This is a genomic window from Marinobacterium lutimaris (assembly GCF_900108065.1).
GTDB lineage: Bacteria > Pseudomonadota > Gammaproteobacteria > Pseudomonadales > Balneatricaceae > Marinobacterium_D > Marinobacterium_D lutimaris.
On the sequence record NZ_FNVQ01000001.1, the window covers coordinates 935,686 to 956,946 of the forward strand.

Below are 21,261 nucleotides of genomic sequence, written 5' to 3' on the forward strand. Positions count from 1 at the left end.
ATCAGTTCTCCGTAACGTGCAGGGCTAGTTTCATCCGTTCCCGTGCCTGGTCATGTTCTATGTTGGCACTGACGGCAATACGCCTGATCCCGGTATTCCGGTGAATCAGTGTGCGGTACTTGAAGAACTTGAGCAGGTTGGGATCTGTGCTGGGGAAAGCAGAGAAGAAGTAGAGCCCTGCTTCATCAAACATTTCGAACAGCTTCGCCACGTTTTCTGGCGAGAGGTTGGCGAGTTCATCCACCGGCCAGTGAAGGGCAATATTCGGATTAGGGCAGAGGTACCGGGCCATGCCGATAAAGATCACAATGATCGCTAGGTAAGATAGGCCATTGGAGCTCAGTGCGTCGAATTCCTTTGAGTTGGTCACCATCGCTGTCCGGCCATTTTCGACCACCGATATTTTCAGCCCAATCAGAGACTTGAGATCCTTCTTGATATCAGCACTCTGCAAGGCGTCATTGGCATCCGTCAGCGCCAGCATCAATTGGTCAGATGGTAGTTGTTGATCACGCTGCTCACGCCAGGCGATCCACTGCTGGTTGAAGAAGGTCAACCTGTCCCAGTAGTCCCCTTCCACCACCTTTGAGGTGATGTGCAACTGGATGTCACTGAGACTGTCGATTCGCTGGTTGGTGTTGATCTTGTCGCGCAGGTGCCGGGAAACTTTGGTCACCTCATCGTTGAGTAACTTGAGGGAACCATGATATCGGGAGAGGCTATCCCCAATCGATCGGATCTCCTCAAACAGCGAACTGCGAATATCGGGCAACAGTTCGTCTATGAGGTTCCCAAAATCAACTGGCTGCTGCAGTTTGAAGTCGTTTTCAAACTGGTCAAGGCCTGTTTGAGCTCGCCGCTGTTCAAGCAGAAGCACCCAGGCCTTATGTATTTTCGATTCACTGTATTCCCGGAGAACATTGCTGATCCTGTCCACGTTTGACAGGAGCTTGCGCTTCAGTGCGCGCTCTTCGTTTAACAATCCTTGCAAGAGTTCGGTCAGATGGCTCAGGTCACCATCGTTCGGATCAGTGACGGCCCCGCCGGGCAATTGCTCGATGAGAGTGCTGGCGCGTACCAACTCGTCGGAAAGGGTTTTATGGGCCGTTTTTTTCTGGCCAAGGGTCTCTTTCAGCGACTTAGATTCAGCCTTGAACCGCTCTTCAAGATCCTTGACCGCTTGCCTGGCCTTGGAAAGCGCCAGTTGATCCAGATGCAGTCGCTCCTGTTTCTCACGCAGGGTGCTCCACTGATCTTTAAACCAGGCATCGTACTGTGCCAGTAATGGGCTATACCCTTGCACGTCCTCTACAAATGCCGCCTGCTTCTCGAAAGCTGTTCGTGCCGCTTTGATGCGAGTACTGTCCACACCTTCCCGCTGGCACTGTTCGCTGAATCGTTCCTCAATACCACTGAGTCGATCGTCGTAATCTTTCTGAGCGTCATCCAGTTGCTGCTTAACCCGGCCAAGCTGCTCCAGCAGTTCGCCTTGAGCTGTTTGGGCAAGAGCCGCTATTTCCATCTGCTGCTGATCGAACTGATCTTCGATCTCCCGCTTGCCGTTGGCGATCGATTCTTCAAGGTTGCGGACTGCCTGTTCGGCTTGAGCCAACTCCCGCTTGGCCTCCTGTTGGCGTGTCAGCGCCGCATTGCGGTTCTGCCGCCGGCAATCGTCATACCGGGTCTGAAGAACGCCCGCTTCACGTCCAAGTCGCTGATACATGTGGTCGGCTGAAGAATACAGCTCATTCAGTTCCCGATTCTTAGCGTCGTGCTGATCGCAGGCCTGCTTTTTCTTGGTCACCTCTTCTAGGGCATTGCGTAACGTAGACTCGGCGCGGTCCAGGCGCTCCCTGATCACCGCTTCTGTAGCCGCGGCTTCAACCGGCTCGAGTTTCGATAGCGCCAGCGACCAACCGTAGAGGGTGTCCTGCCCCGGCTCGAAGTCAGGTTCGAGATCTTTCCTTTTCAACAGCTCTGGATTGATGATGCGACCAATGGTCTGCGCCCACTCCGGGTTTAACTGCCGCAGCTCTGCCAATAGGCTGCCGTCTTCCGGGTTCAGCTGTGAGACCAGCCTGTCCTGTGCCTCTCTGGCCCTTTCTTCATTTTTGCGGGCTTGCTCCCACGCTTCCAATCCTTTGTCTACAGTGAGCTGGTGGGCGTCAACACGGTCTTGTGCCGCCTTTCGCTTGTCCTTTGCGATCGCCTCCTGATCCCTTAACTGCTGGACTTCACTGTCAAGATGGCTGAGTTTGTCATTCTCTTCCTGGGTCGGAATCGGGGCTTGGGATTTTGCTCTCAGTTCTCCGACTCGCTCGGTTAGCGGCCCCAGTTTTTGACTAAGATTGCCCTCAGCAAAAGCGTCCAACGCCTTGGCTCGGTCTACCGACAACTGCTGGGATCTGGCGTGTTGTTCCTCTTGGAGATTGTACTTTTTCTCTTTCAGTTCAGACTGCTGGCGCTCCAGCGCTTTCTCCCGGCGCGTGTGTGCTTTTTCCGCTTCAGCAATCGCGTCTTTACGCTCCTGGTCCAGATTTGCGACCTTACTAGTCAGCAGAGCGTGGGTTTTGCCCAGTTCGTCTCTGCGTTCAATGTGCTGATCAAGACTGCCGTAATCGGCCTTCTTCTGGGTAATGTCCTGTTCGATCCAATCATTATGCTGGGTGTGGATCCTATCGATAGTCTTGTCGAGTTGTTCAACCTGCGTTTCAAGATCGTTGGCGTCACGCAGCAGTAGCCGATGTTCTTCTTCGTTGGCGTCGATTAGCACCGTGAGCTGCGTTTGTACTTGCGTGATTTCTCCTGAGAGCTGTTCCTGTCGACGTTTGCCCTGAAGGATCGCACCCGACAGCAAGGCGGCATTTTGGTCTATATCGTCCAGTAGATGCTGCCGATGCCCATGTTGGCCGACACATTCACGGATATCTTTTTCGGCCGCACTGAAGCTGCGAAGACTGGCGATATCGTCAATGAGAGATTTATCGCGCAGATATGCTGGTTTATCTTCGATATGGATATCGCCGAACTGGGTCTCAGCGATCATTTGCTGAAGTCGGTTAAACATATCGTCACGTTTCAGGACGGAATAGCTCATCCGATCAAGGTGACACATGTGGGAGTCGGGGCCGCCAATGCAGTATTCTCGGGCCATTGCGGTATCGCGGCGTTGGTTGCCACCTGGGCGGCGAAGCAGACGCTTGTCGTTCTGAATGATGGCCCGGTATTCCGTAATGTTTTCTATCTGGCGACTGACGTCAATACCGCGCTTACTCAGGGCGGTGAATATCTCTATCATCGGCCGCCCCTCATTCAGAAGGCGCCGGATATCCTCATGGAGGAAGGTTTCGGCCAGTGAACCTTTGACGAAGCGATAAATGGAACGGGCGCCGGTGACATAGCGGGTAATGACCACGACGCGATAACCGTCTTCCCGCCGGTGTTCGAATATCAAGGCGCTGCTCTGGTGGGGCAGGTAATAATCGACAAACGAGAGCTTCCCGCTCACTTTGCTGACCAACGAATTTGGCTCGGCCCCGTAGAAGATGGGTATGAGCGTAAGGGCAGAAGTCTTGCCAGCACCGTTACCGCCACTGGCATTTGAGTGGCCCTCGGTTTCGAAGCCAACTGTTATGGCCTTCATGTATGAGTTGTGCAGAACGATACGGGTCAGACCGTAGTATGTGTCCCTCATTGAACCTGCTTCCTTGTGCTATTTTGTTATCCTAACCACGCTCTTATTTGGCATAAATACTGCCGAAAGTCTTCTGGCGGGCGCGTCATTGGGATCGTAGTGACAACTTTGGTTGTGCGATTCCCAAGTACAGTAACTCACGCATGAAAAAGTTTTCGAAGAGCCGGGTTCTACCAAAGCTTTCCAGTTTCGAGTAGTTCGATTGCATCGTTATATCTCCTAACCCTCTCGCCCCCTAAGACCTGCACTATTCAAGTACATGCTACGGTGCGGATGTCTCGTTCCTTAATCAATCGGGGCGTCAGTGACGGTTGGTTTTGAAGTGGGTGGTCTTATGTCCAACGGTAACGACTATCCCGTCAGCTAACACGAGATAGCAGTTACGTAGCTTGTCCAGCATTTGCTTAGGGCAAGGCATATCATCACAGAGCCTGCACCAGGATCGTTTATCCAGGCAGATCACCTCAGCACCACGATGGTAGTCGACTGCGCCATAGTCGATCAGAAGATCGACCATCTGGCCTGATACACCGCGCTGCTGCATTCGTAGAATTGCATGTGTTGAGTACATGGCATCCTCCAGTCGCATCAGCGTTGTTGTAGGAGGAAGCATAGTGTATCGTTTCAATACATGTAATATTTGTATACATATACACGTATGATTCAGCGTACATGTATCGTTGGAGGGACAGATACCCGATGAGCGAGCCAAACGAAGATCTGAAATGGGAAGTGCTGCTGCGCTACCGCTATATCGAGATCATTGTGTTGTGGGAAGGACGGCTGACGACCAACCACCTGTGCAATACGTTCGGTATCAAACGCCAGCAAGCGTCACGGGACATTAATCAATATAAGACCCTAGCACCCGACAACCTCGCCTATGATACCAGTCTGAAGGGCTACACCCCCGCCCCTAGCTTTCGGCCGATATTTACGACCGGCTATGTGGACGAGTATCTGAACCTGCTTGATTCACACAGCCTGCTCGATGGCTTTGTCCAGCGAATTGAACTACCAAGCGCGAACACCTTTGTGATCCGGGCACCGCAAAGACGAGCAGAACCAGAAATCGTGCGCATGGTGGTAGAAGCTTGCCGCACCAAACAACGCCTTGAGCTCACCTACGCATCAATGACCAATCCCCTGGGAGAAGACAGAATCATTGCGCCCCATGCGCTCGTCTCCAGCGGCTACCGATGGCATGTGAGAGCCTACTGCGAAAAGAATCGGGATTATCGCGATTTTGTGCTCGGTCGCATCCTTGAATGCGGCGATCTAATGGGCGACGTGGAGTACGAACTTCCTGAGGATCAGCTTTGGCAGGAATGTATAGAGCTCACACTGATCCCTAACCCTCATCTGACGCCGGAGCAACAAGCTCTCGTCCGTCATGAGCGTTGTTTTAACGGCCCAACATTGACGCTGGAGACGAGAAAGGCGACTGCTATTTATATGCTTCAGTTACTGCAGGTACCGACCTCCGCGCCGGCTTCTGACAGCCCAGATAACGTGAATGCGAATCCTTTGGTGCTAGAAGACTACAAGCTAATAGAAGAACTGAAGTTCGAACAAACGAGAGCTGGCCGTGCGAATACCCGGCATTAAGTTTCTCCGATTAAAGACCCCTGCTTTGTTTCAGCTGGCTCGTTGATTTGCTTCTACCCAGTTACACGCTGAAAGATTGACTAACGACAGAGCCTCTTTTGACCGCGTAACCGCGGTATAGAACCATCGCCAATCGTTCTGCGTCATTAGTGGTTTGCCCTCCAAATCAACGATAACATGTGACCACTCTCCTCCCTGGGCTTTGTGGCAGGTCAATGCGTACCCAAACTTCACTTGCAGTGCGTTGTAGAAGGGATCGGTTGCGAGCAACGCTTTAAACGCCTCACTTTCTTTACTTATGTAACGGTGCCGCTTATGTACAAGCTCCACAAGTGCCCAACGCTCAGCTTGGCTTAAGTTCGTTCGATTGTTGTAGAGCAGATTTTCTAAAACCAGAATGGGCCGGAATTCGGTTCCGCCGTCTGCGTTAGAAATCTCTATCGTAATTCCTCTAAAATTCAGCTGAACCTCACACCCATTGTGCCCAACCAGCCGCTCTCGCTGTTGCTTCAGATTAGCACCAACGACCTGCACTAATTCACCATTGGGCAAGTCTAATAAAGGGTTATTTTTCACTACCAGCAATGTATCGCCTTGCATGATATTCATACAGTGACGGCCCCATAGATACCTACGCACCGTCATGTTGTAACGACTGACTTGAGCATTAGTGCGCACGACAGCCATAACCGACTTACCTTGATTAATACCGCTAACAATGTCGATGGCCGCCTGACGAAAATTGCTGACATAGACCTGACCTCCAAAGGAGTCGGCGATGGGTTTGATTTCCGGTGCTGAAATGCGCTGCCGAGCCTCATATGCGAGGTTTAGAACATCGCCACCCTCCGTTTGTCTTACCACAGTAGTCAATTCATAGCGTTGGACCCTGATGTCGTATTGCGATTGCAGGAATTCGAGCGATAACGCAGGCGATTCGCTACCACGCACTGGCGGCAGCTGTGCCATGTCGCCAACAAACATCAGCTTAACTCTGCGGGATCGCTCCTCTTTAGGTCTGTCGAGACCAAGATAGCGCATCAGATCATTAAGCAATTGGCCGGAGCCGTACCGCGTATCACCGTCATTACTAGATCCATTACCGATCATGGATGCCTCGTCGACAACAACTACATCGAAATCGCCTGCATTTTGCTTCAAGGCAAAATACATCGAGACGAGCGGTAGGCCTTCCGCTTCGGCTGATTCATCGAAAGTAATATCAGCCAAGTAGAAGATTGACCCGTGTATAGTCGACACCTTCACGACTTCTGGGGTTTCTGACAATGACCGCTCAACCTTTAAACGCGCAATTCTTACTGCTCTGCCTGTTGGAGCGAGTAATAAAGGCCGTAAACCGGAGCTTATAGCCATCTCCAGCACACAAGACAGCAACGTCGTTTTCCCAGTCCCGGCACTTCCACACAGGATGAATACGTCCTGCCCAGGATCCTCAAAAAAGCAGTTAACCTTTGCCAGCGCTTGGCTCTGATCCTCATTCATTACTAGCGTTTCTGCCATAATCTTCCCCACGTAAAACACACCTACAGACGGGTAACTGAAGCAATGCCGTCTAACGGCAGACTGAGTTGAAATCAGATCGATTTAGCTTCAATGGCCTCGATTAACCGCTTAACGCCAAACCGCTCCCGTTGCTCTGAGCGTACGATCCATTTCCCAGGACCCGGCCAGAAGTCGATCAGTCCGTTAACGCCCTGCAGAATCAGGTGAGCTCCGCCGTTTTTCGATTCGAACTCAATCCCATGCTGGGCAAGCATCACAGCGCTTGACTGACGATTGTTGGAGCGTTTCTGTTGCCCTCGCTTGGAGCGTGCGATAATTATTGCGAGTTCATGTCTATCTACCTGTTGGTGAGTTGGCATGATTTTTCCTCCGCCAAATGTACAAAAAGGAACCCGCCAGGTGCCTCAGGCTAAGCGATAAGCTTTAGCGTTACGGCTATCTGAACGGTGATATTTCTTCTATATCATTACGGCAGCCCAGTATTTATTTACTGAGCGAGGAAGATCATTTAGCGGTGGCGAGACTCATGGAAAAATGAGGGCATAAAACGAAGAGAAGGCAGCTACCCCACTCCTGGGGATAGCGCCTCTCATCAGATGCATCTCGTTATTGTCTATCGGGACGTTGTCGTGCTTTGCTGGCTCGGTGGAGCTCCCGTACGAATTCAGGCTGAAGCGATGCCCAGGCCAACAGAGTAACTGCTGCGCCGCTAGGGTGCCTACGCCCCTGCTCCCAATCTCTCAGTGTTTTTGCACTAATTCCCAAGCAGCGAGAGAAGCTCTCCTGAGTGAGCTTCAGTGCCTTCCTTGTTTGAATAGCGGACTCAACCACAGGATCGAGTTCCGTGGCCAGACCAGGAATATCGTTCCAAAGACACGCAGAACCCGGGTTATTTGACTGCATTGCCGGAGATAGCCCGGCTCGAATAGTCTGCCGGTCTGGGAATTGCTGGCCGTACTGTTGATGTGTAGGTCGTGAGACATTCTGATGTTCCCGCTCGTAGTTCAACATCCAGCGATCTGCATACGAAAGGTGTTTATCTGACATGGTGGGATTCTCCAGATCAAGTTACGTGGGGGCAACGCCGTACATAACATCTGATATGAACTGCGATTAGTATCGCCGTTAACTGCCCTACTTGAAGTATTTCTCTGATTTTATCGTGAGTGCCTACAGCTCCCCTCACGCTGCTGCTCACGGATACTTATGCGGAGCACATCGAAATGGATGCACCTTACCGAGGAACGGCTTTGTCCACGCCTTACAGAGATAGCTAAGCGCTTCAAAACATCGATCCTTCGCATCCAAATCATTCGGATTAAACCGGTACTGGCCCGACACATTCACTAAACCCATTTGTCGCACCTCATCTGTAGCAGAGGGAAGCGCAAGCGCACTGGCCCATGCCGCCTGTATTCGACCCATGAGGTTGTTAGACGTGTCGTCGAATGACCCCAACGCACCATAGGTATCACCGTTGACTAAGAGCATCAGGTGAAAGTGGGGATTGCCCTGCTCGTGACCTATTTCGTAAGCCCTGATCCAGTGCACCCTTGTTGGTGAAACGCGATGGCCAGCTCTCGCTCGGTTCCGGCAGTCCGTATTGATCCTCCCTTCCAATGAGGCAATAAATTTTTCTATTAGAGACCTGTCATTAACTTCTTGCAGATACGGACAATCGGCTGCCAGTGCCCAGCTCGGAAGGTACAAATCTAGCCTTACCGCATAGACACGGCGATAAAGCGACTCTACAAAGTCGAGTTGGTTGAGAGCTTGTAACAGGTACTCTTGGATTAACGGGCCTTTTTTCGTTTGGACCGTAAGCCCCATGAAAGAGCTATCGGTGTAACGGGTTAGGTGTGCAGGAATGAATACATCGTTCATTACTATTTTCCTGTATCTGATATGGTCTTGCTGGCAGCTAGACCGGGTTGACACTCCTCCACTCCCCATAGATTGCATATTCTGGTTATTACCATTTCATATATAAATGGAACACATATATTACTAACCACAACGCCGTTGCCGAAAAATACGGTAACTGTTGAGTTTTTTATCGAGAGTTATCGTGCCAAAGTGAAGGCACTGCTCTGGGGAATTTTGGGAGAGGAGTTGTTTCGGTGAGTAAACTTGAAGGGTGCTGAAGTCCTCAGTTAGCGAGGTCGTCCCGTTCCGCGATACGGGCTTCAATCCATTCGTTGATTTCTTCTTCAACCCAGGCGACCGAGCGGCCTCCTATAGAGACTGACTTGGGAAATCTTCCTTCGTCGATTTGACGGTAGATGCTGGCACGGGACAGGCCCGTGAGCTTTGATACTTCTGATTGTCTGATTAATCGCATGATCATGACTCCATATTGTTGGTCATGTCATGTGGCAGATCTGTAAGAATTTATTGGGTCACGATTTCATAGCCATTCTTGCCTAGAGCTATTAGCTCCGGCGATTTCCTAATTTGCCATCCTTTTCCGCTTGCGTTCGAGCATACCCATAGCCTTTCGCTTACGCTTTCGGTATTTGTCGGGAACACATCAATCCTTAATGATTTCGCCCTCACGCGCGTAGGGCCTATAAATGGTTCTGCTGGCAATATAGAAAACCGGAAGTCGCTTAAGGCTTGTCCATCGAGGTCATTAGTACAATGCTTGAGTAGGTCGCGGATGATTCGTGCCTGACTACTAGCATCGATGGTCATCTGCTCAAGGAATGCATCGTATGTCAGCGATGGCCACGCTTCTATACTTTCTTTATCCATACAAGCAGACTGCATACGAACGAAACCTTCTATCGTCAATTCCACCTGCTCCTTACGTTTACGGCTCTGATGGTATCTTTTAGTCATTTTGCCAACTCGTTCTGCACTACCGTCGAACGGACCAAAAAAACCTTTATAGCGTGAAAGCATCTCCGAAACATTGTAGTCCAATACCGATTGGACACGCTTCCTCACCGCCTCCTGAGCAAGGTCTTGTAAGTAAAGTTTCACAAAAACTCCATCACTGTCATCTGTTCGACCTTCTAGCCACCTTTCAGGGTGTCCTTGATCATATGTACATCGGTGAATGACTAGATGAAACCCTGAAATACGAGAAGCCCCGAAGAAAGGGTGAAATAAATTTAAATGATAAACGGTATTAGCCTTTCGGCAAAACACATGGCCGTTTGCTCCTGGTACTACGGCTCGGATAAATCCATGTTTCATGAGTGTTCGTATTTGGCTTCGCAACCTTTCCGAAGTCATGCCTGTTAGGTCCCTGATATCACTGTGACTTAACGCATCTAGACGACCTTTTTCATCGGCGTGCTCCAACATTACCGCCAATAACCAGGAGCTTGCGCGACCAATTTTATCACCGGCATTATTCTCTGATTTAGCCGATATTAAAAATTTCTGCAATTTGCGAATCGGGATGTATTCTCTCCTATCGAACCTATTGCTTATAGGGTCACTAAATTTTGGCGTGAATATGTAAGACTTCTTAGGTCGTCCCCCGGTTGCCGCGAACAGATCACTAACCAGTGATTCACTATTCTTTAAAAGCTGCAAGACGTAAGAAGTTACTCCCGACGTGGAGTGAGTCTCGGCTGCTAGCTTCCGCACAGTCCAGGTCAGAGATTGTGCTCCCTTCCTCTGGTAGAGCTCGCAGAGCCGAAAAAGAAATAACCGCTCTTCCGGAGAAAGAAGCGTCCGAGCACGGAGAGCCTGAAGCTTGCTTTGGCGTTCGAGCCTGGAGTCTTTATCTGCCGGGAAGCACTCCGGAAAGATCTCCTTTGTTCTGGTTCTTAACAGCAAGTAGGGATTCATCAGTCACTGTCCCTTGGAAAGAGCGTAGTTTAGCATAAATAATACCCTATATATGCAATACGTTATTTTAACGTTACACTAACGTTAGGATAACCCTACGAATTGTCGTTATTTAGGTTGAATTAAAGGGTAAAATCGTGCGCACATATAGAGACAACAAGGCAGAGGAGCTAGAAGAGTCTCTTCGCAAGTGGCTTGCCAGTGACAGTAGTGAACAAGTGCAAGTGTCCTGGGCCTGCAAGTATCTAAGACGCCATCCCCTAGAAGGAGTAACGTCCCCCCTGCTCTCAGATACTGCTGAAGCACTTATTCAGCACGTATGCGCAGCCCCAGTAAGCTTCATCAATCAGGACAGGATTCGGAAAATGCGCGGGAGCTGGCGTGTCGCCAAGTTGAAGTTCAATAATAAGCTGGCATCTCATACTTTTATGCTATCGCACGATGCTGAGTGGATATTAAATAAACGTTCAAAATCTATAGCGAGAAGTCGGAATGGGCAGGGACCAAAAAGCATGGTTATAGAAGATTTATTGATTGAAGAAAAAGATATAAATAAAAAAATAAAATCAGAGATAACAAAAGCAAAAAAAGATGCAGTAGAAAAAATTAATAATTTAAAAACGACGCTTGACTCTATAAGTTACAAGCTTAAAGAAAAAGAAGAGAAAATAGCGGAGGAAGAAAGGAATAACGAAATCTTAATCTCAACCATAGAGGAAATAAACCATCTGATAATGGAAGTAATTACACATCCTAATAAAGCCCTCGAGGATTTTGAACAGAATTATGAAGATGGATTTACACACATATTGGAGAAGCTACCGGATAACATAAAGAAAAAAATAAATAAATTAAAGTTATTTTAATATATAAAAGTTCTTTATCAATTAATTTTCAAATTAGTCATAGTTTCGCTCCACTTTTATTCCATTTTTTGCCTTGAACTTTAATTCATCCAAGAAATCCGCCCAGCTTTGCATCATTCCCTTGCGCTGGTTTAAATGGGTAGTCCTGTTGTAAGCTCTCCCATTGGTATCTTTAACGGCATGTGCTAGCTGATGCTCAATCCAGTCAACTGGGAACTGAAGCTCTTCATCCAAAAGTGTACGGGCCATCGCTCTGAACCCATGTGCAGTCATCTGATTCTTTGTATAGCCCAAGGTTCGTAGCGCCGTACGAACAGCGTTCTCCGACATATTCCTGCTAGCCCCTCTAGCCGATGGAAAAATGTACTTTGAACGTCGGGTAATCGGCTCTAAAGACTTCAGAGCATCAATGGCCTGGGAGGCTAGAGGAATAATGTGATCCCTTCCCATTTTCATTCTTGAGCCAGGTATGACGATTTGGGCGTTATCGTAGTCGACATCCGCCCATTCCAGTGACCGAAGCTCGCCTGGCCGGCAGAAAAATAATGCAGACAAGTAGAGCGCTGCTTTAACGACAAAAGTCCCGTCAAAATCATCTATTGCTACCATTAAACGTGCAACGTTCTCCGGATCAGTGATGGCGGCATAATTTGATTCAGGCTGGGCTTGTAGCGCACCTACCAGGTCCCTGGCAGGGTCTCGCTCACATCGCTCAGTAATGATTGCATATCGAAACACTTGGCTAATCGTAGAGCGCAGACGCCGGGCTACTTCATGCTTTTTCTGGCTTTCTGCCTTTTTGAGTAGAATGAGGACCTCTTTCGCCCCTATTTCGGTAATGGGTAAATCACCAAACTCGGGATAGATCCAGTTCTCAAACAATCCGTGGCTGCGCGTTATCGTATCCTCTGCCCAGCCGTTTTTCTTGGTTGCAAACCACTCTTCGCTGATCAGCTTGAAGGTGTTTGCCTGAGAGTCCGTGGTAGCCTGCTTACGGACCTTTCGATCCAGTACCGGGTCGATACCCTTACGGATCTGCCTCCTGGCTTCTGTGGCTACTTCCCGCGCCTCTTTAAGGGATACTTCGGGATATACCCCTATAGCCATCAATTTCTCTTTGTTAGCAATGCGGTACTTTAGACGCCAGTACTTCGCCCCTGCTTTAGTCACAAGCAGATAGAGCCCGTTTCCATCGCTGGTTTTATAGTTTTTCTCTTTCGCTTCCAGCGAATCGATTGCTTTAACAGTCAATGCCATCTAGCGCCTCCAACGAGACTAGGGGGTATCTATGTGAGTAGCATTGACCATATACCCCCAGCCATACCCCCGCAAGGCCTGAGCTTCAGCGGACGACATGAGACATATTGATACGATAAGTTATTGAATAATCTAGAAAAGATGGGGGATACGAGACTTTGTGAGACGTTACGATACAAGCGGATGGTGCCCCGGACCGGAATCGAACCGGTACAGCCAAAGGCCGAGGGATTTTAAATCCCTTGTGTCTACCAATTTCACCACCGGGGCGTAGGGGTCGATGCCAGATCGACTGCTGAAGACTGGGTTTATGTCCGGGATCGCAGCGTGGAAGATCACGCTTTAAACTGGCTATATTCCCTTTCAGCTCAAAGGTTTGAGCCGCTATTCTCCGAATCTGGCCTGAGAAGTCAACCCATATTTGAAACCGCCCCGTAATGGTAAATGATCCGCCTCTAGCGCGTCAGGTAGTTCTGCAGAATCTGCTGCGCTTCGCTCTCGTTGAGGCGGGCCATAAACTCGCGGATTTCCGAGACGATCACCTGCTCTAGCGGCTGGTCGATATTCTGTTTCAGCATCGATTTTGCCTGACACATCGCGGCGGCAGGCTTGCGCGCGAGGCGTTCCGCCAATGCGGAGCTCTCAGCCAGAAGGCTCCCCGCCGGGAAGACGCGGTTGATGATACCGTAACGCTCCGCCTGGTCGGAATTGAATGGCTCGCAGGCCAGCAACAGCTCCGCCGCTTTGCGGTGGCCCAGCATCTGCGGCAACAACGCGCTGCTGCCGCCTTCGGGCACCAGGGCAAGATCAACGAACGGCAGCTTGAAGCTGATCCCTTTGGCCGCGTAAACCAGGTCGCAATGGAGCAACATAGTGACGCCGATGCCGATCGCCGTGCCGTTTACCGCGGCGACGACGGGCTTCTGCTGTCGATGAAGCTGCAGCAGGAATGCCTGTCCCGGGGGCACTGTCTGCCCTGCCCGGCTCGCTTCGAGGAAGTCGGCAATATCATTGCCGGCACAGAAGCTGTCGCCGCTGCCGGTGAGGTGGATCGCCTTGATCTCGGGGTCTTTATCCGCGTCGGCCAACATTCGCGTTAAAGTCTCGTACATACCCTGAGTCAGCGCGTTTTTCTTATCCGCCCGGTTAAGGGTCAGGTAAAGCACGCTGCTTCGAACTTCGTTCAGTATCGGCTCGCTCATGCGCCAAACTCCCGTTTGTTATTGTCTGTAGTCAGGCTGTCACCCTCAGGTAACAGCGGTGCCATCACATCGCCATCGCGGGCCAGGGTGTGGCAGCTGTCTGCCAACCCATGGAGGATGGAGGGATCGTTGCCGTTATAGCCGTTCTCTGTCTGCCAGAGGGTCTGGTAGGCGGTGGTCGAGATCGGGCCGAGCAGCTCGATCAGGTGGGTACAGCCTTTTACGCCCCCCAGGATTTCGCGCACCTTGCGCGTAAAGCCCGATTCAAGGCGCAGCCCCTCAAGCCTCTTGAAGGCGCCGGTAATGCCTGAGCACTGGTTGAACGGCGCCGCATCGATGACCGCCTTGGCATGGTGAATCTTCAATGTGCGGTCGATGGTCAGTGTCAGGCCGATATCGTGCAGCGGTTCGCCCACATCGATCAGGCCGCCCCGGTCGCGGTTTTCCATCGGGAAAGACTTTACATCGGACATGCGCCCTTCAATTTCCCAAAGGCCGTTATCGAGTTCATAGCCTCTGCACACCACCTGTCGTGTATGCAGCAGCTTGCGCTTACCGGATTCAGACATCGTTATTCCTCTGTACTCGCGGGCTCCGGGGCTGGTGATTGCGCCCACAGGGATGCTGCGGCCCGGAAACTAGACGCTGTCAAAATAAAAACCAATCTTAACGGTGTCAAGTTTTAGTTTGTGCGAAATGAGAGGCAGTCGTGGCGGTGCGATGCAGAAGACTTGATAAGAAATTGATAGGACCAGTATTGAGAGGGCCAGTAAGGAAATATCACTGGCCCCTGCGATAACGGACTAAGCGTTGCGGAACATTCTGACGGCGAGGTTGATCAGGTCGTCCAGATGTTTCAGATCGATGTAGATGCCATCAAGCAGCAGGCGCGCCAGGCCATGCAGAGTGCTCCAGCTTACCTGGGCGAAGTGCAGCGGCTCGACCTGCTCGGAAAGCAGCCCCTGCTGCTGCCAGTCGGTTACGTGTTCCACGTAGCGGCGAAAACAGTGATAGGCCTCGGTTTTGAGCTGCTCGGTGGGTATGCCGGCCTTCCAGACGCTCTGGCCGAACATCAGGTTGTAGGTTTCCGGGTAGGCCTGTGCAAATTCCAGGTAGGAGCGGGCAAAGCGGAACAACAGCTCATCCTCGCTGGTGGCACCGGCCAGCGCTTCTTCCACCGCCTTTTCGTAGGACTTGAACCCCTCTTCCGCCAGCGCAGAAAGCAAGGCGTGCTTATCGGTGAAGTGATGATAAGGCGCGGTACGCGAAACGCCGACGCGATCGGCGAGTTTGCGCATGCTGAGCGCATCGACGCCCCCTTCGGCAATCAGGTCGGTGGCGGCTTGAAGCAGGCTGCTGCGCAGGTCGCCGTGATGGTAGGCGCTTTTTACTTGGTTTGTGGAGGTCATTAGATCCGAAGGCGTTATCTGGTTAATAGCCGCAGTGTACTGCAAATCTGGACGCCGTCCAAAATAACTTGACGGTGTCAAAATTGCGCATTAACTTGACGCTGTCTAGTTTTCGATCAAGCGCTGAGCGATACAGCGTAGATAAATAAAAAAAGAGGTAAACCATGTCCACCTACCCCAAGATGCTGACCCCGCTCGACCTGGGTTTCACTACACTCAAAAACCGCGTGCTCATGGGGTCGATGCATACCGGTCTGGAAGAGATGCCCAAGGGTTATGAGCGCATGGCCGCGTTCTATGCCGAGCGCGCCCGCGGCGGTGTCGGCCTGATCGTCACCGGTGGCATCGCCCCCAATGAGTCCGGCTTGACCATGGAAGGTGCGGCATCGATGACCCGCGCCGAGGATGCGCAGCACCACCGCCTCGTAACCGACGCGGTGCATGCTGAGGGCGGCAAGATCTGCATGCAGATCCTGCATACCGGCCGTTACTCCTACACCAAAAAACTGGTTGCGCCCTCCGCTATTCAGGCGCCGATCAATACGCGGGTTCCGCATGAGGTAACCGCCGAAGAGATCGAGCAGCAGATCGAGGACTTTGTGCGCTGCGCCGCTCTGGCAAAAGAGGCGAACTACGACGGCGTCGAGGTGATGGGCTCCGAGGGCTACTTCATCAACCAGTTTATAGTCACCCGCACCAACAAGCGTGAAGATGCCTGGGGCGGTGCGTATGAAAACCGTACCCGCTTCGCCATCGAAGTGGTGCGCCGTATCCGCGAACGGGTGGGTGAAAACTTCATCATCATCTATCGCCTGTCGATGCTCGACCTGGTGGAGGATGGCAGCAACCTGGAAGAGATTATCGCGCTGGGTCAGCAGATCGAAAAAGCCGGCGCAACGCTGATCAATACCGGTATCGGCTGGCACGAAGCCCGGGTGCCCACCATCGTTACCAAGGTGCCAAGGGCCGCGTTCACCTGGGTCACCGCCCGCGTGCGCGAGGCGCTGAGCGTGCCGGTGATCACCTCCAACCGTATCAACAGCCCCGAGGTGATAGAGGAGGTACTGAACCGCGGCGATGCGGATATGGTTTCCATGGCGCGCCCTTTTCTGGCCGATCCCGAGTTTGTTCTCAAGGCCCAGGAAGCTCGCGCCGACGAGATCAACACCTGCATCGGCTGCAACCAGGCCTGTCTGGACCATATCTTCAACGGCAAGCTCACCAGCTGTCTGGTTAACCCCCGCGCCTGCCATGAAACGGAACTGGTGCTAACCCCTGCTACCAGCAAGAAGAAGCTGGCCGTGGTGGGTGCAGGACCTGCCGGTCTCGCTTTTTCAACCACAGCAGCGCGCCGCGGCCACGATGTGACACTGTTCGATAGCCGAAGCGAGATCGGCGGCCAGTTCAATATCGCCAAACGGATTCCCGGCAAGGGCGAGTTCTACGAGACGCTGCGCTATTTCTCCCGTCAGATCGAACTTACCGGCGTGCGGCTGGCGCTGAACACCCGCGTCACTGCTGATGAGCTCAACAGCGGCGACTTCGACGAGGTGATTCTCGCCACCGGTATCGTACCGCGTATGCCGGCTATTGAAGGGGTCGATCACCCTAAAGTGCTCAGTTATATCGATGTGATGAACGGTGCCGAGGTGGGCAGCAAAGTGGCCGTTATCGGTGCCGGCGGCATAGGTTTCGATATCAGTGAAAAGCTCACCCACGGTGAGTCTGATCCGAGCCAGGATATCGCCAGCTTTATGGCCGCCTGGGGCGTTGATATGACGTTCGAGCAGCGTGGCGGCCTGACCAAACCGCAGGTGGAACCTTCGCCACGGGATGTTTGGCTGCTGCAGCGCAAACAATCCCGTGTTGGCGCAGGGCTTGGAAAAACCTCCGGCTGGGTTCACCGGGCCGGATTGCTCGCCAAGGGCGTGCATATGCTCTCTGGCTGCGACTACCAGCGTATCGATGATCAGGGCCTGCATCTGAGCGTGAATGGCGAGGCGCAGCTGCTGCCGGTCGACAACGTGATTATCTGCGCCGGACAAACGCCGCTGCGTGAACTTCTTGATGGCTTGCAGAAGCCGAGTCATCTGATCGGTGGTGCCGATGAGGCGGCCGAACTGGATGCCAAACGCGCCATCGATCAGGGCACTCGCCTGGCGCTGAGCATGTAAGAAAAGCCTCATGCTTCGCGGCTTTCCCGCCGCTTTTTGCAGGCTCTCCAATGAGTCCCCAAGCCTCTGGCAACGGGGCAGGTTTCGCACGCCTGCCCCGTTCTTTTTTTGCACCTAAGGCATTCGTGACGAGCGCATAAAATGTCAAGCCGGGTTCGCCTTTTATCAAGCGCCCCCTGGCAGCGAGCCAGTAGAGTCAACGTCAGTCGCAAAAGATCCGGAGCTCAATTGAACTCCGTGATCCGCAACCAAAACGGGATGGCGCAGTACCGGAATCCAGTGGGATTAACTGCCGCCAAAACGTTTTACAAAAAAATAATAAAACGTGACCGCTGATGATGATTGCCACTTCAACTCCTGGGAACCTCTGCGTCCCCACCCGGATTTCAACCAAGAAGGCGCTGCGCTGTTCCCCATCGCGCTGTGCTCTTTTATCGCTAGTAGTGAAACCTCAGGCCTCCTTCACCCAGCCTGTTCTCAACCCTCTTCCTTTATAAAAACAACATCCGAGGAAACAACGATGAGAACCCCGCAAACCGTCCTAACGCAAAGCAGATTCAAGCGCAAAACGCTTAGTCGCATGATCTCACGCGCAACGCTGACCGGCTCTTTTGCCGGGATGCTGGCGCTGACCGCAGGTCAGGCCCATGCACTGAACTACGAACTGGAAAATGGTATTACCGTCGATCTGGATACCACCGTTGGCTACAACGCCCAGTGGCGTGGTGAAAACCGTGACCCGAATATTGAAAGCTTCGGTGGCCTCGGCTTTCTGACTGATGATGGCAACCGTAACTTCGATAAGGGCGACATGACCCAGAACCAGGTCAATTTCAGCTCTGACCTGGATATCAACTACGGTGATGGCGGCGTTTTTGCGCGTGCCCGCGGTTGGTATGACAGGGCGTACTCGGGCGATTTTTACGGCTACACCTTCGATAACAGATTCGACGCCCCCTATCTGCAGGACGGCATCGATGAGCACAAATCCAAGATCGAGCTACAGGATCTGTTCTGGTACCACGGTTTCGATCTGGGCGATCAGTACCTGAGTCTGCGCGTTGGCGAGCAGGTGGTTAACTGGGGTGAGAGCCTGTTTATCCAGGGCGGCATCTCCACCGCCATGGGCCCGCTGGATGCGACCAAGTCCAACGCGCCGGGTACCGCGCTGAAAGATATCTTCATGCCGATCGGCCAGGTGTATGGCGAGCTTGCGGTCACCGACCTCTTCTCCATCGGTGCTTACTACCAGTACGACTGGGAAGCGACTCGCATCGATGCCCCCGGCACCTATTTCAACGTCCTTGACGGTGTTGGCCAGAAATCCCCCGGTGACCCCTTTGGTCCGTTTGGCACTCCCATCGAGCGGGATGAGCCGGATAAAGGTCAGTACGGTATTGCCCTGCGCTACCTGGCGGAAAACCTGAACAGTACCGAGTTTGGCTTCTACTACATCAACTACAACGATTTCACGCCGGCGCTGCAGTTTCTCTCCCCTGCATCACCGACCGGCCTGACCCAGCAGCATTTCGAGGATATCGACCTCTACGGCATCAGCTTCGGCACCGTGTTTGGCGATATGAATGTCAGCGGTGAGATCTCCTATCGCGATGGCGTCCCGGTCAGCGTGAACTACGGCCCCAATGGTGGCCCCGGTCCGGGCTTCTCTTTCGCCCGTGGTGAGGCGATCCAGACCCAACTGTCAGGGATCTATATCTTCCCGCAGAACCCGCTGGCCGACACCCTCACATTCACCGGCGAGATTGCCTACAACCGCATCATGGATGTGGACTACCCCGGTGGTGTCGACAGCCTCAAAAAAGACCGCGGCGCAGCCAGCACCGTGCTTAGCCTCAAGGCCAGCTATCTGAACCTGATCGGTGGCCTGGATATGGACGTGACCGGTACCTACCGCAACGACTTCAACGGCTGGTCCTCCATGGAGTTCAGCTTTGCCGAAGGCGTTGAACAGTTCGGTCTGAAAACGGACTTCACCTATCTCGGCAGCCACAAGTTTGGCGCCAGTTACGTCTGGTATCTCACCGATACCGACCAGGTTCTCAAGGACCGTGGCGCGCTTAACTTCGGCCACCTGAACGCCGACCGTGACTACTTCGCAGCTTACTACAAGTACACATTCTAAGTCATAGATCTATAAGAAAAATCGGGCCAGCCCCGAGGAGACGAAAGATGAATTTGAAACGCACTGTACTCGCCAGCAGCATCGCCCTTTTTGCGCTGAATGCCACCTCGGCCCTGGCCGCTGTCACCGAGGAAGAAGCCGCCAAACTGGGTAAGGAGCTGACCCCCTTCGGCGCCGAGCGTGCCGGTAACGGCAGCGACATTCCGGAGTGGACCGGTGGTCTCACCAGCGCACCGGCCGGTTACACCGCCGGCGGTCAGCTGGTCGATCCCTTTGCCGATGAAAAGCCGCTCTACACGGTAACGGCCGAGAACTACAAGGAATACGGCGATCTTCTCTCCGACGGCCAGAAGGCGCTGTTCGAGAAGAAGCCGACGTTCAAGATGAATGTCTATCCGACCCACCGTACCGCGCCGATCCCTGACTGGATCGCCAAGAACACCTACAGCAATGCGCTGAATGCGCAGCTAACACCTGACGGTAACGGTGTAACCGACGCCTACGGCGGCATCCCCTTCCCGATCCCGCAGAACGGCAAGGAAGCGATCTGGAACCACACCCTGCGCTGGTACGGTGAAGGTAAGGATGCGACCTATGAGAGCGCCACGATCTACGCCAACGGCTCGCGCACCATCACCGCCGGTCAGCTGATCGAAACCTATCCGTACTATTACAAAGAGGGTGATCTCAACACCTTTAACGGCAACATCATCCACCTGATGCTGGAGTACTCGCTGCCCACCCGACGCAAGGGTGAAGTCACCCTGGTACGCGACCCGGTGAACGCCAATGAAGAGCCGCGCCAGGCCTGGCAGTACATCCCTGGGCAGCGCCGTGTACGCCGTGCACCGACCATCGCGTTCGATACGCCGGATCCGGGCTCCAACGGCCTGACCACCTATGACCAGGCATTCATGTTCAACGGCTCACCGGAGCGCTTTAACTGGGAGCTGATCGGCAAGAAAGAGATGCTGGTGCCCTACAACTCCTACAAGTTCCTGACCGCGCACAGCAAGGGCACGCCGATGGAGGAGATCGCCCAGGCCGAGCATACCAACACCGATCTGGAGCGCTGGGAGAAGCACCGTGTCTGGGTGGTTGAAGCCACTCTGCGAGAAGACAGCCGCCACATCTACGGCAAGCGCCGTTTCTACCTGGACGAAGACTCCTGGTTCGCGCTGATGGCCGACATGTATGACGGTCGCGGTGAGCTGTGGCGCTACGGCCACTCCCACCCGGTAGCGCTCTATGCCGATGGCAATATCATCGCCCGTGCACTCACCAACTACGATCTGCAGTCCGGTGACTATGCGATGCAGGAGTACGACGTCATTCCTTACTCCACCGTCGCCACCAAGGACGACAGCTTCTATACCCCGCAGCAGGTGCGTCAGATGGCGCGTCGCTAACGGATGCCGGGGGCGGCGCAGATGCGCACGCCCCCTCTTCATCATTCCGAGAACAGGTTTCAAAAGCAGCTTTACTGCCAGCCTGTTGCCGTAATGGTGGCCGCTTGTGTGAGTTAAAAAAGTTTGAGCTTTAAAAGTCCGAGCTTCGAAAGACCCTCAACAGCGACAGCC

17 protein-coding genes and 1 tRNA gene are annotated in these 21,261 nt (G+C 52.7%); 5 read left to right on the forward strand and 13 right to left on the reverse strand.

The annotated features are described in order from the left end of the window. Nucleotide 1: 1 nt before the first annotated feature. Nucleotides 2-3,694: an ATP-binding protein gene (locus C4S72_RS04130; RefSeq protein WP_104001778.1), complete on the reverse strand. Its 3,693-nt coding sequence runs from the start codon at nt 3,692-3,694 to the stop codon at nt 2-4. A 301-nt stretch (nt 3,695-3,995) separates the two neighbouring features. Beyond that, a complete protein-coding gene (locus tag C4S72_RS04135; RefSeq protein WP_146071854.1) occupies nt 3,996-4,265 on the reverse strand; it encodes a DUF4258 domain-containing protein in 270 nt (89 codons plus the stop codon). A gap of 128 nt (nt 4,266-4,393) precedes the next feature. Here C4S72_RS04135 and C4S72_RS04140 point away from each other — a divergent pair, with 128 nt between their 5' ends. After that, nucleotides 4,394-5,302 (forward strand): helix-turn-helix transcriptional regulator, encoded by a 909-nt coding sequence (locus tag C4S72_RS04140; protein ID WP_160115438.1) that lies wholly within the window; start codon nt 4,394-4,396, stop codon nt 5,300-5,302. A gap of 30 nt (nt 5,303-5,332) precedes the next feature. Here C4S72_RS04140 and C4S72_RS04145 read toward each other — a convergent pair whose 3' ends face one another. The 6 genes from C4S72_RS04145 to C4S72_RS04170 form a co-directional block, all read right to left on the reverse strand. Continuing rightward, on the reverse strand, nt 5,333-6,823 hold the full coding sequence (locus tag C4S72_RS04145; protein WP_146071855.1) for an ATP-dependent DNA helicase: 1,491 nt from the start codon (nt 6,821-6,823) through the stop codon (nt 5,333-5,335). Nucleotides 6,824-6,897: 74 nt separating this feature from the next. Continuing rightward, complete coding sequence (locus tag C4S72_RS04150) at nt 6,898-7,185, reverse strand: hypothetical protein (protein ID WP_104001782.1); 288 nt, start codon at nt 7,183-7,185, stop codon at nt 6,898-6,900. A gap of 247 nt (nt 7,186-7,432) precedes the next feature. Next, nucleotides 7,433-7,873 carry a helix-turn-helix domain-containing protein gene (locus tag C4S72_RS04155; RefSeq protein WP_327332445.1) on the reverse strand — a complete coding sequence of 147 codons (441 nt, stop codon included), beginning with the start codon at nt 7,871-7,873 and terminating at the stop codon, nt 7,433-7,435. A gap of 147 nt (nt 7,874-8,020) precedes the next feature. Next, nucleotides 8,021-8,710, reverse strand: a complete 690-nt coding sequence (locus C4S72_RS04160; protein WP_160115439.1) for a YagK/YfjJ domain-containing protein — start codon at nt 8,708-8,710, stop codon at nt 8,021-8,023. Between the two features lie 265 nt (nt 8,711-8,975). Next, complete coding sequence (locus tag C4S72_RS04165; protein WP_104001784.1) at nt 8,976-9,167, reverse strand: helix-turn-helix transcriptional regulator; 192 nt, start codon at nt 9,165-9,167, stop codon at nt 8,976-8,978. A gap of 50 nt (nt 9,168-9,217) precedes the next feature. Continuing rightward, nucleotides 9,218-10,630 carry a hypothetical protein gene (locus C4S72_RS04170; protein WP_104001785.1) on the reverse strand — a complete coding sequence of 471 codons (1,413 nt, stop codon included), beginning with the start codon at nt 10,628-10,630 and terminating at the stop codon, nt 9,218-9,220. Between the two features lie 137 nt (nt 10,631-10,767). Between C4S72_RS04170 and C4S72_RS04175 the strand changes: the two genes are divergently transcribed. Then, nucleotides 10,768-11,496: a hypothetical protein gene (locus C4S72_RS04175; protein ID WP_146071856.1), complete on the forward strand. Its 729-nt coding sequence runs from the start codon at nt 10,768-10,770 to the stop codon at nt 11,494-11,496. Nucleotides 11,497-11,529: 33 nt separating this feature from the next. On the opposite strand, the gene C4S72_RS04180 is transcribed toward C4S72_RS04175, so the two are convergent. From C4S72_RS04180 to C4S72_RS04200, 5 genes are all read right to left on the reverse strand, one after another. Beyond that, the gene (locus C4S72_RS04180) at nt 11,530-12,753 is read right to left on the reverse strand and encodes a tyrosine-type recombinase/integrase (RefSeq protein WP_104001787.1); all 1,224 of its coding nucleotides are present in this window, start codon (nt 12,751-12,753) and stop codon (nt 11,530-11,532) included. Nucleotides 12,754-12,937: 184 nt separating this feature from the next. After that, a tRNA-Leu gene (locus C4S72_RS04185) sits at nt 12,938-13,023 on the reverse strand. A 185-nt stretch (nt 13,024-13,208) separates the two neighbouring features. Then, nucleotides 13,209-13,955, reverse strand: coding sequence for an enoyl-CoA hydratase-related protein (locus C4S72_RS04190; RefSeq protein ID WP_104001788.1), 747 nt, complete (start codon nt 13,953-13,955; stop codon nt 13,209-13,211). Then, nucleotides 13,952-14,524, reverse strand: a complete 573-nt coding sequence (locus C4S72_RS04195) for a DUF2889 domain-containing protein (protein ID WP_104001789.1) — start codon at nt 14,522-14,524, stop codon at nt 13,952-13,954. The genes C4S72_RS04190 and C4S72_RS04195 overlap by 4 nt, the downstream gene beginning before the upstream one ends. A 234-nt stretch (nt 14,525-14,758) precedes the next feature. After that, complete coding sequence (locus tag C4S72_RS04200; protein ID WP_104001790.1) at nt 14,759-15,364, reverse strand: TetR/AcrR family transcriptional regulator; 606 nt, start codon at nt 15,362-15,364, stop codon at nt 14,759-14,761. A 164-nt stretch (nt 15,365-15,528) separates the two neighbouring features. Between C4S72_RS04200 and C4S72_RS04205 the strand changes: the two genes are divergently transcribed. From C4S72_RS04205 to C4S72_RS04215, 3 genes are all read left to right on the forward strand, one after another. Further along, a complete protein-coding gene (locus C4S72_RS04205) occupies nt 15,529-17,538 on the forward strand; it encodes an NADPH-dependent 2,4-dienoyl-CoA reductase (RefSeq protein WP_104001791.1) in 2,010 nt (669 codons plus the stop codon). Nucleotides 17,539-18,058: 520 nt separating this feature from the next. Then, nucleotides 18,059-19,681 carry a DUF1302 domain-containing protein gene (locus C4S72_RS04210; protein WP_104001792.1) on the forward strand — a complete coding sequence of 541 codons (1,623 nt, stop codon included), beginning with the start codon at nt 18,059-18,061 and terminating at the stop codon, nt 19,679-19,681. 47 nt (nt 19,682-19,728) lie between these two features. Next, nucleotides 19,729-21,090, forward strand: coding sequence for a DUF1329 domain-containing protein (locus tag C4S72_RS04215; RefSeq protein ID WP_104001793.1), 1,362 nt, complete (start codon nt 19,729-19,731; stop codon nt 21,088-21,090). Nucleotides 21,091-21,261: the final 171 nt, after the last annotated feature.